Annotated in this window: 17 protein-coding genes; 11 read left to right on the top strand and 6 right to left on the bottom strand. The window is 47.2% G+C overall.

Annotated features, from left to right (window positions below):
* Window positions 1-2: 2 nt before the first annotated feature.
* A complete protein-coding gene (locus tag AB9P05_RS01690; protein ID WP_371907083.1) occupies window positions 3-440 on the bottom strand; it encodes a nucleoside deaminase in 438 nt (145 codons plus the stop codon).
* Between the two features lie 226 nt (window positions 441-666).
* Here AB9P05_RS01690 and AB9P05_RS01685 point away from each other — a divergent pair, with 226 nt between their 5' ends.
* The 5 genes from AB9P05_RS01685 to AB9P05_RS01665 are packed head-to-tail and all read left to right on the top strand — an operon-like array spanning window position 667 to window position 4622.
* Window positions 667-1518: an STAS domain-containing protein gene (locus AB9P05_RS01685; RefSeq protein WP_371907082.1), complete on the top strand. Its 852-nt coding sequence runs from the start codon at window positions 667-669 to the stop codon at window positions 1516-1518.
* Window positions 1490-1855 (top strand): STAS domain-containing protein, encoded by a 366-nt coding sequence (locus tag AB9P05_RS01680; RefSeq protein WP_371907081.1) that lies wholly within the window; start codon window positions 1490-1492, stop codon window positions 1853-1855. The genes AB9P05_RS01685 and AB9P05_RS01680 overlap by 29 nt, the downstream gene beginning before the upstream one ends.
* Window positions 1856-1865: 10 nt before the next feature.
* A complete protein-coding gene (locus AB9P05_RS01675) occupies window positions 1866-2270 on the top strand; it encodes an anti-sigma regulatory factor (RefSeq protein WP_371907080.1) in 405 nt (134 codons plus the stop codon).
* Window position 2271: 1 nt separating this feature from the next.
* Window positions 2272-3330 (top strand): ATP-binding protein, encoded by a 1059-nt coding sequence (locus AB9P05_RS01670; RefSeq protein WP_371907079.1) that lies wholly within the window; start codon window positions 2272-2274, stop codon window positions 3328-3330.
* Window positions 3330-4622, top strand: a complete 1293-nt coding sequence (locus AB9P05_RS01665; protein ID WP_371907078.1) for an ATP-binding protein — start codon at window positions 3330-3332, stop codon at window positions 4620-4622. The genes AB9P05_RS01670 and AB9P05_RS01665 overlap by 1 nt, the downstream gene beginning before the upstream one ends.
* Window positions 4623-4716: 94 nt before the next feature.
* Here the strand turns inward: AB9P05_RS01665 and AB9P05_RS01660 are convergent, their stop codons facing one another.
* The 4 genes from AB9P05_RS01660 to AB9P05_RS01645 all read right to left on the bottom strand — a co-directional run bounded on the left by AB9P05_RS01660 (window position 4717) and on the right by AB9P05_RS01645 (window position 9064).
* Window positions 4717-6300: a SulP family inorganic anion transporter gene (locus tag AB9P05_RS01660; protein ID WP_371907077.1), complete on the bottom strand. Its 1584-nt coding sequence runs from the start codon at window positions 6298-6300 to the stop codon at window positions 4717-4719.
* Window positions 6301-6603: 303 nt separating this feature from the next.
* A complete protein-coding gene (locus AB9P05_RS01655; protein WP_371907076.1) occupies window positions 6604-7224 on the bottom strand; it encodes a YceI family protein in 621 nt (206 codons plus the stop codon).
* On the bottom strand, window positions 7224-8480 hold the full coding sequence (locus AB9P05_RS01650) for a hypothetical protein (RefSeq protein WP_371907075.1): 1257 nt from the start codon (window positions 8478-8480) through the stop codon (window positions 7224-7226). Before AB9P05_RS01650 ends, AB9P05_RS01655 begins: the two co-directional genes overlap by 1 nt.
* Before the next feature lie 20 nt (window positions 8481-8500).
* Window positions 8501-9064: a YceI family protein gene (locus AB9P05_RS01645; protein ID WP_371907074.1), complete on the bottom strand. Its 564-nt coding sequence runs from the start codon at window positions 9062-9064 to the stop codon at window positions 8501-8503.
* 160 nt (window positions 9065-9224) lie between these two features.
* On the opposite strand from AB9P05_RS01645, the gene AB9P05_RS01640 reads away from it, so the two are divergent.
* The 6 genes from AB9P05_RS01640 to AB9P05_RS01615 all read left to right on the top strand — a co-directional run bounded on the left by AB9P05_RS01640 (window position 9225) and on the right by AB9P05_RS01615 (window position 13343).
* Window positions 9225-9359, top strand: coding sequence for a hypothetical protein (locus AB9P05_RS01640; protein ID WP_371907073.1), 135 nt, complete (start codon window positions 9225-9227; stop codon window positions 9357-9359).
* Window positions 9360-9524: 165 nt separating this feature from the next.
* Window positions 9525-11408: a hypothetical protein gene (locus tag AB9P05_RS01635; protein ID WP_371907072.1), complete on the top strand. Its 1884-nt coding sequence runs from the start codon at window positions 9525-9527 to the stop codon at window positions 11406-11408.
* Window positions 11409-11420: 12 nt separating this feature from the next.
* Window positions 11421-11630: a hypothetical protein gene (locus tag AB9P05_RS01630; protein ID WP_371907071.1), complete on the top strand. Its 210-nt coding sequence runs from the start codon at window positions 11421-11423 to the stop codon at window positions 11628-11630.
* A gap of 9 nt (window positions 11631-11639) precedes the next feature.
* A complete protein-coding gene (locus tag AB9P05_RS01625; protein ID WP_371907070.1) occupies window positions 11640-12113 on the top strand; it encodes a cell division protein in 474 nt (157 codons plus the stop codon).
* A 77-nt stretch (window positions 12114-12190) separates the two neighbouring features.
* Window positions 12191-12817, top strand: a complete 627-nt coding sequence (locus AB9P05_RS01620) for a hypothetical protein (RefSeq protein ID WP_371907069.1) — start codon at window positions 12191-12193, stop codon at window positions 12815-12817.
* The gene (locus AB9P05_RS01615) at window positions 12804-13343 is read left to right on the top strand and encodes a hypothetical protein (protein ID WP_371907068.1); all 540 of its coding nucleotides are present in this window, start codon (window positions 12804-12806) and stop codon (window positions 13341-13343) included. Before AB9P05_RS01620 ends, AB9P05_RS01615 begins: the two co-directional genes overlap by 14 nt.
* A gap of 45 nt (window positions 13344-13388) precedes the next feature.
* Here AB9P05_RS01615 and AB9P05_RS01610 read toward each other — a convergent pair whose 3' ends face one another.
* On the bottom strand, window positions 13389-14735 hold the full coding sequence (locus AB9P05_RS01610) for a sensor histidine kinase (protein WP_371907067.1): 1347 nt from the start codon (window positions 14733-14735) through the stop codon (window positions 13389-13391).
* Window positions 14736-14738 lie beyond the last annotated feature (3 nt).

The following is a 14738-nucleotide window of genomic DNA, read 5'->3' as shown; positions in this document are numbered from 1 at the left end:
GGCTATTCGCCTATATCTTCATTCCACACCTCAGGTTTTTCGGCAATGAACTTGGCCATCAGTTCTTTGCACTCCTGGCTATCTACCACTTCCACCTCCACGCCCTGAGCCCGAAGGTGCTCTTCCGCTCCCATAAAGGTGCTGTTTTCACCCACAATAACCCTGGGAATACCATATAATAATATGGCTCCGCTGCACATAGGACAGGGAGACAGTGTAGTATATATGGTACACTCGCGGTATACAGAGGCGGGCTGGCGGCCTGCATTTTCAAAGGCATCCATTTCCCCGTGAAGTACCACCGAGCCATTTTGCAGACGCTTATTATGTCCCCGCCCTATGATCTTACCCTCATATACAATCACTGAGCCTATGGGGATGCCTCCTTCATCGTAGCCTTTCTGTGCTTCGGCTATCGCCTCCTGCATAAATTGATCCATCCGTTTATATTCGTCTGATTTAACTTGATGGGTAATATACAACTATTAACAGGCTTAAGAAGCTGATAGCGGGGCTACTGTTTCACCTGTATATTAGTTTTGTTTATTTTTTTGCGTAACAATAAATAGGTTGTAACCTACAAAGGCCCTGAATATCACCATTACCTGCATTATTTTGCTTAGATTTGCATTAACTTTTTTATACGCAAAACATAATTTTTAGCCGATGTATGACTACCTCAGATCGCGGAAAAGTGAGATTTTAAAGGATTGGGTCGATTTTCAGGAAAAGGAAAAGAAGATAGAGACTGACATCCTATCACGTGAGGAAATGGAAGAAGAGAGTGAGGCCTTTCTGGTAAGGTTACTGGCCTATCTGCAGCATGAAGACAAGGCTGAGCTCAACTCCAAGCCTTACGGTGAGCTGAAGGCGTTTCTTATGGAAAGCGCCCGGAATCGTGCTCAACTTGGTTTTTCTCCCAAAGACACCGGACGTTTCGTACAAAGCATTAAGGAAGTTTTGCTCCCTTACATAAAAGAAGCCTGTGGTGAAGATGTAGATAGGTTCAACGCAGGTGCCCTGGTACTTACCACAGTAGTTGATGAGCTGGTCGTTCAGATGTTCGATTACTATATCGAAAACAGGGAGGCCATCATTATGCGGCAGGTAAAGGAAATAGAGGAGATTTCCACCCCTGTTATCCAGGTGTGGGACGGTATCCTGGCCTTGCCTATCATAGGATCGATGGACAGCACCCGTGCACAAAAAACCATGGAGAGCCTGCTCGAAGCCATCGTAAAGCTCGAAAGTGACATTGCTATCCTCGATGTATCCGGTGTGCCCACCGTAGATAGCCTCACCGCCCAGCATCTGATTAAGACAGTGACGGCGGCCAAGCTTATGGGCGCTACTTGTATCATAAGCGGTATACGTCCGGAAACGGCCCAGACCATCGTACAGCTAGGGATAGACCTGAACGAAGTAATGACGAAAGGGTCGATGGCAACTGCACTTAAATACGGAATCGAACTGATGAGCAAGAGCCGCAATGGAAAAGATACCTATCTTAAAAATTAATGATTGTCTGCTCGTCAGTATTCAGGTAGACCTGTATGACCAACTGGCGATAGACCTTCAGAATGACCTGCTGTTAAAGGTACAGAAGACTAAGGCAAGGGGGGTGCTAATAGATATTTCGGCACTTTCAATTGTAGACAGCTTCATGGGGCACATCCTCTATCAGATCACAAAAGTGACCAGGCTAATGGATGCTACCACCGTAGTGGTAGGAATGCAACCTGCTGTGGCTATAACCCTGGTCGAACTGGGCATGGATCTGGACGGTATACAGACTGCGCTGAATGTTGAAAAAGGCTTTGAGTGGCTTAATCAACATCTTTCCGGCAAGGATTAACCTTATCAGGATGAAGCGTGATAATGCCGAAGTCCTTATAATAAGGAAAGAGCAGGAGCTTTCTCTCATGCGCAGTATGGTGCAGAGGGCCTGTAAAGAAATAGGCATGTCTGTACTGAACCAGACTAAGCTCATCACTGCAGCGAGTGAGCTGGCCAGAAACATGCTGCTATATGCCCGGGGTGGTAAAATGACACTGACCATCCTCCCCAAATCGGGTAAGCGCGTGGTGCAATTGATTTTTGAGGATAAAGGTCCCGGTATGGCCGATGCTGAAAAAGCGATGCAAAAGGGGTACAGCTCCAGGGTAAATGGGCTCGGACTGGGACTTCCCGGAACAAAAAGGTTAGTGGATTATTTCAGTCTGGAGACAAAAGTGGGAGAAGGTACCACCGTAATAATCGAAAAAAGCTAACATGTATACTCACCCGTTTAAGCTGTATATGGTTAATGAGCGCAGCAGGATCATGGAGGTAAAATCAGTACTTGCCACTACCTGCCGCAGACTGGGCTTAACGGAACATCAGACCGGAAAGGTAGAGATAGTGGCCTCGGAGATCATGACCAATCAGTTGAAATACGGCCTGAATGGAATGATACTTTTCCGGACAATAAAGAAAAGTGATGAGGCGGGTATCGAAATTTTGGGCATAGACAGCGGACCAGGTATGCAAAATGTCTGGCAAAATATAAAAGACGGGGTATCATCCGGAGAAAGCAGCCTTGGTACAGGGTTGGGAGCTATCAACAGGTTTTCTTCCGAATTCGATATTTATTCATACCCGGACAAAGGTACAGTGATTTATTCGCTGATTAGGTTCAGAGAAGATGAACCGGCCATCCTGTTTCAGCAGGAACCATCTGTTGTCTCCAGGCCCAGAAAAAAAGAAATTAACACAGGCGTGCTGTCTGTATGCTACCCCGGGGCAGATGTATGTGGTGATATGTGCGCCACTATGCAAAAAGCCGGTAATCACTATTTTTTCATTAGTGATGGCCTCGGGCATGGAGTGCCTGCACATGAGGCTTCGCGCAAGGCTGTAGAGTCGTTTACGGATTCGGAAAAGGTGGATCTGCGTGACATACTTACAGACATACATCATGGCATGGAAAAAACAAGGGGAGGGGTAGGAGCGATGCTGCGCCTGAACCTGAATAAAAAACGCCTGGCCTACTGTGGAGTAGGGAATATCACTGGCAAAGTCATCCATGAAGGAAAGGCCAAAAGCCTTATTTCTGTCAGTGGTACTCTGGGGTATAACATGCCCCGGCAACCTCTTGTGGTAGAGCAGGATATAGTACCTCCGGCCGTGGTGGTTCTTCATTCGGACGGCCTGAAAAATAGCTGGGTTTGGTCGGACTATCCCGGATTACAGTCCAGGCACCCCCTGGTCATAGCCGCTGTACTTTACCGGGACAGTAAGGTAACACGTGATGATCAGATGGCAGTGGTAATAAAAATAAATAAGGTCTGATGCCTTTATCCAAACAAACAAAACCTGTAGACTCTTTGCCGGATCCTCTTTTTGAACTGAGGATCGAGACCCGCCTGGATGTGGCCCTGGCCTACAGGCAGGCCATAACGGTGGTAAAACTTTTGGACCTGCCGGTAGTGGAGCAGACCAAGATTGGTACTTCCGTATCTGAGGTGCTCAGGTTTATGGTGGCTCACTTCAGCAATGTTTGGATGAATACCCGTATCCAGGTAGATCAGCATGACAAAAAAGGCCACCTGATAGAGATCAATATAAGCGGCGAAACAGAAAGGGACGACCTGGACGAGGAGGGAATAAATAACCTCCAGGATACCTCCGAAATCAAGACGGCCACGCTGCTGATGGATGAAATGACCGTGGAGGCGCAGGACGACCGGGCTTTGCTTACAATGCGGAAGAATTGCCACCTTATATCAATAACCGAAGAGCATAAGACCAAACTCCAGACTGCTCTGAAAGATAAGGCTGGTGTATCTCCCTACCAGGAGCTAAAGGACAAAAACCAGCAGCTTGAAAGCCTGATGGTGGAATTGGAAAAGAAGAATGCTGAGATTAACTGCCAGCTAAGGGAGATCAAGCTCCTGAATAAACGCCTGGATACCACCAATGAAAGCCTGACGGAGTTTGCTTATACTCTCTCTCATGACCTTAAAAACCCCCTCACCACCCTTAAGCTGCTTGTACAGTTAGGCAGGCAATCAGAAGATAAAACTGAGACATTCGATTTACTGAACCCTGTCATTAATAATATGAATGACATTGTCTCCGGTCTTATTGAGATCATCGATGTGGATCAGGATACCTCCGGTAACGTAAAGACCATTCGTTTTGAAGAGGAACTGAATAATCTGCTGTCTGAATATCGCTATCAGCTTGAAGAGGAGGGGGGAGAGCTTAACCTGCATCTGGAGGTTAAGGAAATCGATTATGTTAAGCCCTATCTTGCCAGTATCGTTCGAAACCTGGTAAGTAACGCCATAAAATACCGTTGCCCCTCACGGAAGCCCGTTATTAACCTTAGCACCCAACGCCAGGATCCTTTTGTGGTGCTCAAGGTAGCTGATAACGGCATAGGTATGGATCTGGAAAAGAATGGTGAGCAAATCTTTAAGCCATTTCAGCGATTTACCGAGGAGCAAACCGGTAAAGGAATAGGCCTCCACCTGATCAAAAAGATGGTGGAAAAAAACCATGGCCGGATGGAAGTAAGCAGTAAGGTGGGGGAGGGGACTACGTTTACTTGCATGCTCATGCCCTACAAACTACAGTAACAAAAACCTTCCTTTTACTTACCCTTAAACCAAAACTACCCGCCCTGTCTTGGACAGAACGGGTAGCTGATGATAAATTTATGCAGGCAGCCTATCAGGCCAATGCCTTTTGACGCCTGGCCGCTGCTGCTTCCTTATAATCATTGATTGCCACAAAGTAATCCGGATCCTCCAGTACATTTACACGGCATATCTTCTCAGCCCTTTTTACCAGCCTCACGCAGTCCTTGCTCAGGTGGTACAGGTGGATAGTTTTGCCTTCCTGTTCGTATTTCTCAGCGATTTTATTAATGGCCTCTATGGCCGACTGGTCCATCACGCGTGACTCGGCAAAGTCTATGATTACAGACTCAGGATCGTTCTTGGGGTCAAATTTAGACATGAAGGTAGTCGTGGAAGCAAAGAACAATGGGCCGAATATCTCATAATGCTTTACTCCGTGTTCATCGGTACGCTTACGGGCACGGATACGCAGGGCATTTTCCCAGGAAAAAGAAAGGGCAGACAGGATCACACCAATGAGTACCGCCACTGCCAGGTCTTCGAGCACGGTAACGATAGATACGACCAGAATGATGAAGATGTCCATTTTAGGCACCTTATTCCACACGCGGAAGCTTGACCACTCAAAAGTGCCGATCGCCACCATAAACATTACTCCTACCAGGCCTGCAATGGGTATTACTGCGATAAACTGACCCAGTACCAGCATAAATGAAAGAAGGAATACGGCGGCGGTAAAGGAACTGATACGACGGCGCGCACCGGAGTTGATATTGATCATACTCTGTCCGATCATAGCACAGCCACCCATGCCACCAAAGAAACCAGTCACGAAATTGCCTATACCCTGGGCAATGGATTCCTTATTACCATTACCGCGGGTATCTGTCATCTCATCTATTAGCGTGAGCGTAAGCAAGCTTTCGATCAGGCCTACGCCTGCTACCTTAAGCGCATAGGGAAAGAGAATGGCCAGTGTGCCTAACGATATGGGTACCGTATCGGGAAACAGCAGAAAGAAGGGTGCGAAAAGTCCTTCCGACATAGTGCTCATATCTGCCTTGTCGCCTATTCTGATTGTATCCTGAAAAAAGAACATGGCAAGTAGGGTAGCTACCACAATGCCCACCAGCGGAGAGGGTACTGCCTTTGTGATCTTTGGTAAGAAGTACATGATCAGCATGGTTACTGCGATCAGTCCGCCAAATATCACTAGCTCCATTCCCTCCAGCGGGCCACCCGTGCGGGTGGTGAACTGGCTGAACTGCGACATGAAGATTACAATGGCCAGGCCGTTAACAAACCCCAGCATCACCGGGTGGGGAATCATGCGGATAAATTTTCCCAGCTTCAGAGCGCCTACGCCTATTTGCAATAATCCCCCTAATATGATAGCAGGGAATAAATACTCCACGCCATGGTCGGCTATCAGGGGTGCCACCACTACGGCTATGGCACCGGTAGCACCGGTGATCATGCCCGGGCGCCCGCCCAGAACAGAGGTAATAATACCCATTAAAAATGCCGAAAATAGGCCTATTTTAGGGTCTACTCCAGCTATTATGGCAAAAGCTATTGCTTCGGGCACCAATGCAATGGCTACCGTAAGCCCTGACAGTATCTCGTCCTTGATATTCCCCCGAAGCTTTCCCTCCAGCAGTCTGATCATTACCATTTCTTTCCTTTCTATTCTGTCTTTTTATTCAAAAACGAAGCCGCAAAGGTACGATTTTTAGCTTAAATCTACTGCCTCGTAAATTATCTGCACGTTAAGGGGCAGCACTTCGCTTTTGCATCCGATTGAAATGAGTGCAGAAGTTGATCTACAACCGAATTAATTTTTTAGTTCAGTTTGAGAGAAGATAGCGCCAGAGGTCTGGCAAGAATAGGTGAATGGCCTGACCAGGCTGTTACCTATGCCCCTGGCGGTGGGGTGTCGAAGAAAAGAGGAAACTGACAGGAGTGAAATAAAGAGAGGTCAGGGAAGAGGGGTGACCTTAAGCTGCAGATCAAAGATTACCTTGATCTTATCTTTCACCTTTACCATGCCCATAAGCCTGGTGGGAGGTTCCAGCCCGAAGTCAGTAAGGTGCACGCTGAGAGCCCCCCTGGCGCTGAGTATGCCGGTGCTTTCGCTGGTGATCCTGAGGGGCAGACAGACCTGGCGGCTGGTACCTGCCACTTTTAGGTTAGCTGTGAGAGAATACAGGTCCTCTTCCAGGTATTCAACAGCGCTAAGACTTATCTGTAAGGTGGGATGGGAGGGGGCATTCAGCAGCTCACGAAAATCTTCGTTCATTTGCTTCAGGCCACAGTCAAAAGAATTTACCTCCAGCGCAATGCGCGCATTTTGAGGATCAAGTAACCACTCGCCCATGTCTTCTGCTGTCTCAATAGCATTTTCAACTACAGGTGTATCTCCGCAATAGGCACAGGTGAAGGTATTTACATTGGTATACCCTTCTATAGCAACGGTGCTACCGGGTAAAAGGGTGACGTTAAGGGTAAGGCTGTCACCAGAATAAGAAAAAGCGCCCGCTGCGCACCCCATCAGGAGGGTACACAGCAAGAGCGCTTTATGGGCAAGTGGGGCTTGCATCAGAAACTGATTACGGCTTCCAGCACAAATCCATCATACTCAGCACCCTGAAACTTCGTGTTATCAAAGCCGGGTCCGCCGTAGTTTCCAGTTACATATTCCAGTTTGGCCAGTACATTATTGGTCAGAAACCAGCCGCCACCCAGGTTGGTACGTTCTATTTCCACTTCAGGGGCACCATCTATAGCTTCACCGCTTACCCGGTTATACCGGGCGCCCACATAGAAGTTTTCCTGGCTGCCAAAGCGGTAGATAAGATCGCCTCCCAGTTGGTTGTAATTGCCTCCCAGTTCATCATCTCCGTTGCTTACGCGCTCATATACTCCGAAGAATTCGAGCCCGCCGGCCTTTACGAAAGGGTTTATCTGCCAGGCCGTCTGGTACGCGTAGCCAGGGTTAAAGCGGGGTAGAAAATCGTTGACACGGGCATCATTCTGGCCTTCCAGCACGCTGTAATACCTGCCACCTGCACGGTCACCGTTGTACAGATAATCGCGTGTGCTCTTATCAGTGCTGTTGTAGCCGGATAGGGTTAGTCTGAAGCGAACGTCATCACTCACATAGTTATCATATCCTACCTTACCGTACAGTACAAACCCATCATCTCCGGACAGCGGTGTCTGGTTCAGGCGTCCGTTGCTTAGCCCGCCTACGAACAGCCAGCCATCCTTTTGCAGCGTCAGTTCAGCAAATGGTTCGGTCGTAAACGCATCCATTATATAATTGCCCACGAAGGGGTTATAAATAGAGCGTGCATTATCAGAGCGGCGGAAATGAGTATCGCCATAGTTTATCTCATCCATACCGAAGCGTATGGTGGCTATTTCCATGAAATCATCCAGAAAGCCTTCCTGGATAAAATCCAGCTTATCTATCTGAAAGTATCCGCCCTTTACCCATGCTTCATTATGGTGACGGCTACTCAGGTAAGTGCGCAGGTGCATGCGTACCCCGTCAGCTATCTGCACATCCAGGTTCAGGTTAGCCGTAGGTAATGTAAAGTTAGAGGCCAGATCTACCAGAGTATCGCCCACCAGGTCGTTGGTTTGGGTCAGTCCCTGGAAGATGATGGAGAAGTCTCCTCCCACCACTACCTTCAGTCCGTCGAACTCCACGGTATCCTGTTTAGGCGTTTCAAACATATTTAATCCTGCCTGGCCCGGAGGGCGAAAATACTGCAGGCTGCGTTGCTGTCCCATGGCCAGGTAACTCATACCCAGCAGGACTATGGTCAGTAGTATGCTCAAGCGTTTCATGGTGCGTGATTATTTTCTGTTTATTGATAGCGAACGTTAAAAATGATGTCTATCTCATTACCCGTTTTGATAGAGCCAAGTAGTGCTGTAGGCGGGTCCACTCCAAAGTCGGTCATTTTAAGAGGTACTTTACCGGAAAAGAGATATCCATTGCCATCCAGGCTGGCGCGCACATCCATATTGATTCGCCGGCTCTTGCCTGCTATGGTCAGCGTACCGGTAGAGCTCAGCAGGTAGCCGCCCTCCACCTTGGTTACGCCGTTTACCTGCTCCAGGCGGTAAGTGATGGCAGGGTTTCTTTTGTATTCAAGTGCTTCAAAAGCATTCTTATCCATAGAGCCCTTACCACTTTCAAGCCCTTTTACAGGGATGGTCAGAGTCAGGTTTTGAACGTCCATTGTACCCTCTGTTTTCCGGATTGTGGCACTGCCTCGTATTTCGGTAGCTTCCATAGTCCAGTCATGCAGGGTGGAGGTACCTGCTATGGTCAGTTTACTGCTCTTTTGGTCCACAGCTGCCTGCTGCCCAAAGGCTGTAAGGCATGCCAGCAGAAGTAGTGTCAGTATAGGGGCTATTTTGTACATGATTTCTCCTTTTTGATATGATCAAAGGTAGCTCATGTATCAGCCGGGCGGTATGACAGCGCTTATCCTCAAACCTGATATTTATCAGCTATTTGGTTATATTTGCCATGCGTTTTATCCGGCATGTGTATGCCGGTATGACTTGCTGAACTTGAATTACATGAAAAGACTATTAGGCATAGTGGCTGTTATGGCCGGTATGTTTCTGGCATTTCCTGCGTTGCTTCTGCTTCTCTCCCCGGTGTACTTATCCATGCTTTGGCCCCTGCTGTATGCATCACAGCCTGCTGGATAGGGTATGTCTCCGGAGCGATTATCCTATACTTATTAATGAGTGACCTACCTGCATGGTGTATTGGCCTTAAGCTCAGGGTGGGACCGCAAAAGGATACGGTCTTTGTGTTAAGTTGATTTGAGACCTGTTTTATCTTCCTGTATAATGCTATAGACTTTCTGAAACATGAGATTTGCTATATTTCTGCTTTTACTACTTCCTGTAAGCCTGTATGCCCAGAATGATGACATATATGGGCTTAAAAACCCGAATGAAGAGGGTAATGAGGCCTGTACTGCCTTTAAACTGGCGCGGAAGGCCCTGCCCCCTGATCTGTCTTATGGCATACATATAGAAGACCGGAAAATAATATTAGCTATCCGGAGCAAAGAGGCTTTTGAAAAGCTGTTTGATCATAAGTATGATGGTATCGCTGTAGATGTGATAGAGCGGCGGCAATATCCCTGCGACCGTGAAAATGGCCGTGCAAGTGCCTGGGCTTATAATGGCTACCTTATGCCTCCCGTGTATCTAAAAGAGCTGGAAGAAAATGCGGTCGTTTTAAACAATAACTGGTATCTGCTAACCTACGGTGAACTGCCCTCGCGCTATGAGGTGGCGGACATAGAGCTAAACCTGTTAATGGTGCAAAAGAAGTACCTGTGCGAGTATATACAACCAATAAATGTAGAATCAAGCCAGTGGAGTCTGCTGGAAATGGGAATGTACAGGGACTCGCTTCCCACGGAGAATAAGGAAGGGGGGCACCAGCTCATTTCGAAAGTGCTGCGCTTTACGGTCCCATTTAACCAGAACCAGGTATCCTTTGAAAAAGAAGAAATTCAGCCTCTGTATGATTCCCTGGACCTTACAGACTATAATATTAAGGAGATCAATGTTAAGGCATATGCCTCTGTAGAGGGATCATTGGAAAAGAACCTGGAGCTGCAGCGTGGCCGGGCCAATAGCATTATATCTGCTCTGCAGGCATACCAGAAGCCGGAGATATCCTCCACAATCATCACCAATGAAAACTGGGTGGAGTTTCTGAACGAAATTCAGGGTACCGAATACAGCTACCTGGCGGGTAAGAGTAAAGAAGAGGTAAAAGAAGAACTGCAAAAGCCGGGGGTACTGAATGACCTGGAGCCGGCGCTGAGCACCCACCGTAAAGCCCTTATAGAGCTCAAGCTGCAGAAGAAGTTCAGTGAGGCAGAGAATGACCCCGTCATGCTAAAGAAGTTTTTTGATCAGAGTATAAAGGAGAAAAACGTTGAGGAAGCCCTCTATATTCAGAATATAGTCTATGAACTGATCAAAGATGAGAAACTGCCCGGTGAGTTTCTTGATAAACTGGAAGTACCCAAGACTACTCAGTACGGATCTTTACTGAATAATCAGTGGGTATTTCGTTATGAGCTGAACGGAGAGGATGTATATGAGCACATTAAAGCATTTGAAAGGCTTAATGAGCTGATGCCGGATAACCGGAAGGTGCTGTATAACCTGACAGCCCTGAAGCTCAAAGCATGGACCCAGGGCGAGCTGATCACGAACAAGCGGGAAATAGAAGGGCTTCTTGACAAACTGCAGCGCCTTGACCTGCATGAATCGCTGCTCATCCGTCTCATTACAAATTATAAAATCATCCTAGTAAGTCAGTACGATGCCGGCATGAATTACAGTAAGAAACGGGCCACCCTGAAAGACATTTCCATGGCCTATTACGACCTGGAACTCAGTGATGCCGACCTGGTAAGCCTGGCTAAGTTTCTGAGCCGGAACGCGGCCTATGACTGGGCCAGAAACATATTGGAGGAACGGGCATACGATGTGGGTGCCAGCGAGGATCTGATCTTCTTCTACCTTAATCTCACAATCGGAAACCCTGCAATGAGGGAGAATATAGCCTACAGGACCCTGCTGCTGAATGCGATAGAGAAGAACACGCTCCGGTTCTGCGAAATGTTCCGCTCCCGTCATGTAGGCGGTGTGTCCTTTCAGTTGCTGGATAATGACTATCTTAAGACCACCTACTGCGAAAGCTGTTCTTTTGAACCATCTAAATAGTAGAAAATAAGTATGAGTAAAGATGTATTAGAAGGGTTTAAGCCCTTTGTTCAGTTGACTGTCGAGGCCAATATCTGGTCGCAAACCATAGCCCGTCATTATATTAAAACAGTGGCTGAACTCACGGGCAAATCTATTGAGGAGATAAAAGCCGAAATAGATGTGATACAACGCGAGGTAAAGGAAGAGCTTTCTCAGAAAATGGAGAACGGCGAAGTCTGAATTCAGTCAATGCCCCTAATTGAGATACATACCCTTATCAAAGCCCCTCCTGAGCGATGCTTTGACCTGAGCAGAAGTATAGACCTGCACGCTGACTCTGTATCGCATACCGGTGAGCAGGCTGTGAGGGGTACTTGCACGGGGCTCATCGGTATGGGTGAGTCCGTAACCTGGAGAGCCCGACACTTTGGGGTCTGGCAATACCTCACCAGTAAAATCACAGCGTATGACCGGCCACACATGTTCGTGGATGAGATGCAGGAGGGGGTATTTGATAGCTTTACCCACCACCACCTGTTTAAGCCACATCCTGAAGGTACGCTTATGACAGATCTCTTCCGGTACAGGTCGCCCCTGGGCCTGGCCGGGCGCCTGGCTGACATTCTCTTTCTAACACAATATATGCGTACGCTCCTCACTACCCGCAATCGGGCTATCATGAATATAGCTGAAAGCGACCGCTATATGTCCTATCTGTTATGATACTGCCAAATTTGCCTTCAATATAACTATCCCATTTTTAGATAGTTATATACGAGAACGCAAATAGATATTAACCAATGGCAGAAATTCATATACGTAAAAAAAGACCCATATGGCCCTGGGTAGCAATAGGGCTTGTACTCTTAGCCATGATTATTTACCTGCTGGCCAGTGGAGTATTTTCAGAAAATGAATTCCAGTCTGACCAGGACAACCCCGAAGTGCCTGAGCAGTCTGAAATAGGTGGTATACGTGAAGGGATGGTTGATGAGGCCCCGCCTTCTGAACTCACCGCATACTATGAGCATATCGAAGACAGTGAGGGCAAAATGGGAATAGATCATATATATACCCACAGGGCTTTTACGCTGCTTACTAATGCCATGAACGCTACCGCCGAGGAAACCGGCTATGACTTCAGGCAAGATATGTCCATGCTGAAAGAAAAAGGCGACTCTATACTGAAAGATCCTATGAAACTGGATCATGCCAATACCATAAAGCATGGGTTCGTGCAGGTGGTGGAGAGTATGAATAACATGCAGAGTTCCGGCATGGATTATATAAGCCAGGATGTGGCTACGCTGGAAAAATATGCATCAAACCTGAATCCTGATGAGCCAACACTGGAACAAAAAGAACTGGTAAAAGGCTTTTTCGACCAGGCCAGTGTAATACTCAGGACCATTCATGATAATAGCTAAGAACATGCCACACAATACGACATTATTTTATTTAGAAGACCTGCCTGGCTATGAGGTGTCAGGTAATAGTAACGATGTTAGAGGTTGGACCCTTAAAGATTCTAACCACCATAAAATAGGTAAAGTAACCAACCTGGTTGTTTCACGGAAGGATGAGTTGGTAAAGTACCTTGAGGTGAAGTTTGATCAGGAAATGATCGATGCCAATCCGCAAAGGCTCAACCCGCAGTTTAAAAGTGATACACCGGAGGAATTTACTGAAGGAAAAGGAAAGTACTATTTTCTGCTACCGGTAGGGCTCGCTGACCTTAATGAAGACGAAAAAACAGTATATGTTGATTCCATAGATAAGGAAACCTTCCGTACCACTGAAAAACGGACTAAAAGCGAGCCTATTGAGCCCCAGTATGAGTTAAATGTGGTGGCACACTTTACGGGTACAAAGGCCGGATATGATCATGTCAAACAAGTGGATCACCGCTTTTATGATCAAAGTACCTTCAGGAATAAAAAATTTAGTCATTAACGTATCGCAGCGTAATACAAAAGGCCCGTATAGGGCCTTTTTCATTTACATCTGTTCTGCTAAAACGTGCTTTTGTTCAGCGGCACGTACAGGCAGGGAAATCCGGAAGGTAGCACCCTTGCGAGTGCCTCCCTCCAGGCTAACCTCTCCGCCACAGGCATTTAACAATTTTCTTACTACGTAGAGTCCAAGGCCGTGGCCTTTACTTTGCTCACTACCGCGGTAATACATTTCAAAAATTCGTTCTCTCATGTCCTCGGGGATGCCCGTACCATTGTCAGCCACCGTAAAGGTCATCGTATGGTGCTGTACTTCTGCCTGGATACGGATGGAGGGTGTTTCCAGGGTCATATCCCGGAACATAATAGCATTTTCTACCAGGTAACTGATAAGACTTACCAGGGTGCTCTGGGGCATACACGTAGTTAATATATCATCCGCTACCTGCTGCTGCCAGTCTATCCCCGCTGTTTTGATCTTTTCTGAAAACCGAGTGTTTACCGTATCGACCACCTCAGTAAGAGAGTACTGCTGCAGAGGGTGGTTTTTTGCCTCATCATTAAGGTCGCTGAGTTTACTTAATTTACCCAGCATATTATCCATACGCTGTGTGTTTACATCACACTCATCAAATATCGCCAGCAAACCAGGGCAGTCCGTCGCCTCATAACGGGCTATGTTCATAAGTCCGCGTATGGAAGTAATAGGGCTTCTGAAATCGTGAGAGGTGCGGTAAAATATCTCTCTCAATTCCCGGTTGCTCTGGTCAAGTTCCATTGTTCGGCTCTGTACCTCACCTTCCAGGTTTCGGTTCAGGGCATTCACTTCAGCATACAGCTTATCCAGCTTTAGGTTGGTCTCATTCAGGGCTTTATTTTTACGATTGAGCTCTGTCAGATACCATAGCTGAGATACCTTACTTATGAGCAATTCGGTCATTAGCTTAAGGAACCTGTGGTCGACCTCGTTAAATGCTGAGTCACTTTTATTAGCCAGCGTTACCATAGCACGGTGCCCTGGCTGCGTATGTTGCGGGTACAGATAAAAATGCCGGGCGCGGCCGGTAGAAAACAGGCTATTCTCCCAGCCCCCCAACTTCTGTATTTCATCAAGTCCGAGCTGCCTGGGCACCCCGCTCTTCATGGTTTCTAATTCAAACTCCATACAATGTTCAGCTCCTATAAGGATCTGGCACTCGCTGCGGTGAATCTGAAATATGACAAACTCTTCTTCCACTTCCAGCAAAATCCTGGCCGTGATGAAATTCACCATATACTTGATGTTGTCCGTCAGTACCGGACGTACATCTTCGTAGCTGGTGGCCCGTCCCAGTTCCGTAGCAAACTTAGTTAGTACTTCGTGCCGAAGCCTGTTGCTGGCCTCTAAAAGCATTGT

This window comes from Roseivirga sp. BDSF3-8, assembly GCF_041449215.1.
Classification (GTDB): domain Bacteria; phylum Bacteroidota; class Bacteroidia; order Cytophagales; family Cyclobacteriaceae; genus JBGNFV01.
This window is presented reverse-complemented; position numbering and strand designations above follow the sequence as displayed.

Excerpts from the sequence above, each read along its gene's own strand:
- AB9P05_RS01680 (WP_371907081.1), top strand. The coding sequence starts at position 1,490 with ATGGAAAAGATACCTATCTTAAAAATTAATGATTGTCTGCTCGTCAGT.
- AB9P05_RS01635 (WP_371907072.1), top strand. The coding sequence starts at position 9,525 with ATGAGATTTGCTATATTTCTGCTTTTACTACTTCCTGTAAGCCTGTAT.
- AB9P05_RS01615 (WP_371907068.1), top strand. The coding sequence starts at position 12,804 with ATGATAATAGCTAAGAACATGCCACACAATACGACATTATTTTATTTA.
- AB9P05_RS01685 (WP_371907082.1), top strand. The coding sequence starts at position 667 with ATGTATGACTACCTCAGATCGCGGAAAAGTGAGATTTTAAAGGATTGG.
- AB9P05_RS01650 (WP_371907075.1), bottom strand. The coding sequence starts at position 8,480 with ATGAAACGCTTGAGCATACTACTGACCATAGTCCTGCTGGGTATGAGT.
- AB9P05_RS01670 (WP_371907079.1), top strand. The coding sequence starts at position 2,272 with ATGTATACTCACCCGTTTAAGCTGTATATGGTTAATGAGCGCAGCAGG.
- AB9P05_RS01645 (WP_371907074.1), bottom strand. The coding sequence starts at position 9,064 with ATGTACAAAATAGCCCCTATACTGACACTACTTCTGCTGGCATGCCTT.
- AB9P05_RS01625 (WP_371907070.1), top strand. The coding sequence starts at position 11,640 with ATGCCCCTAATTGAGATACATACCCTTATCAAAGCCCCTCCTGAGCGA.
- AB9P05_RS01690 (WP_371907083.1), bottom strand. The coding sequence starts at position 440 with ATGGATCAATTTATGCAGGAGGCGATAGCCGAAGCACAGAAAGGCTAC.
- AB9P05_RS01665 (WP_371907078.1), top strand. The coding sequence starts at position 3,330 with ATGCCTTTATCCAAACAAACAAAACCTGTAGACTCTTTGCCGGATCCT.
- AB9P05_RS01640 (WP_371907073.1), top strand. The coding sequence starts at position 9,225 with ATGAAAAGACTATTAGGCATAGTGGCTGTTATGGCCGGTATGTTTCTG.
- AB9P05_RS01620 (WP_371907069.1), top strand. The coding sequence starts at position 12,191 with ATGGCAGAAATTCATATACGTAAAAAAAGACCCATATGGCCCTGGGTA.
- AB9P05_RS01630 (WP_371907071.1), top strand. The coding sequence starts at position 11,421 with ATGAGTAAAGATGTATTAGAAGGGTTTAAGCCCTTTGTTCAGTTGACT.
- AB9P05_RS01655 (WP_371907076.1), bottom strand. The coding sequence starts at position 7,224 with ATGCAAGCCCCACTTGCCCATAAAGCGCTCTTGCTGTGTACCCTCCTG.
- AB9P05_RS01610 (WP_371907067.1), bottom strand. The coding sequence starts at position 14,735 with ATGCTTTTAGAGGCCAGCAACAGGCTTCGGCACGAAGTACTAACTAAG.
- AB9P05_RS01675 (WP_371907080.1), top strand. The coding sequence starts at position 1,866 with ATGAAGCGTGATAATGCCGAAGTCCTTATAATAAGGAAAGAGCAGGAG.
- AB9P05_RS01660 (WP_371907077.1), bottom strand. The coding sequence starts at position 6,300 with ATGGTAATGATCAGACTGCTGGAGGGAAAGCTTCGGGGGAATATCAAG.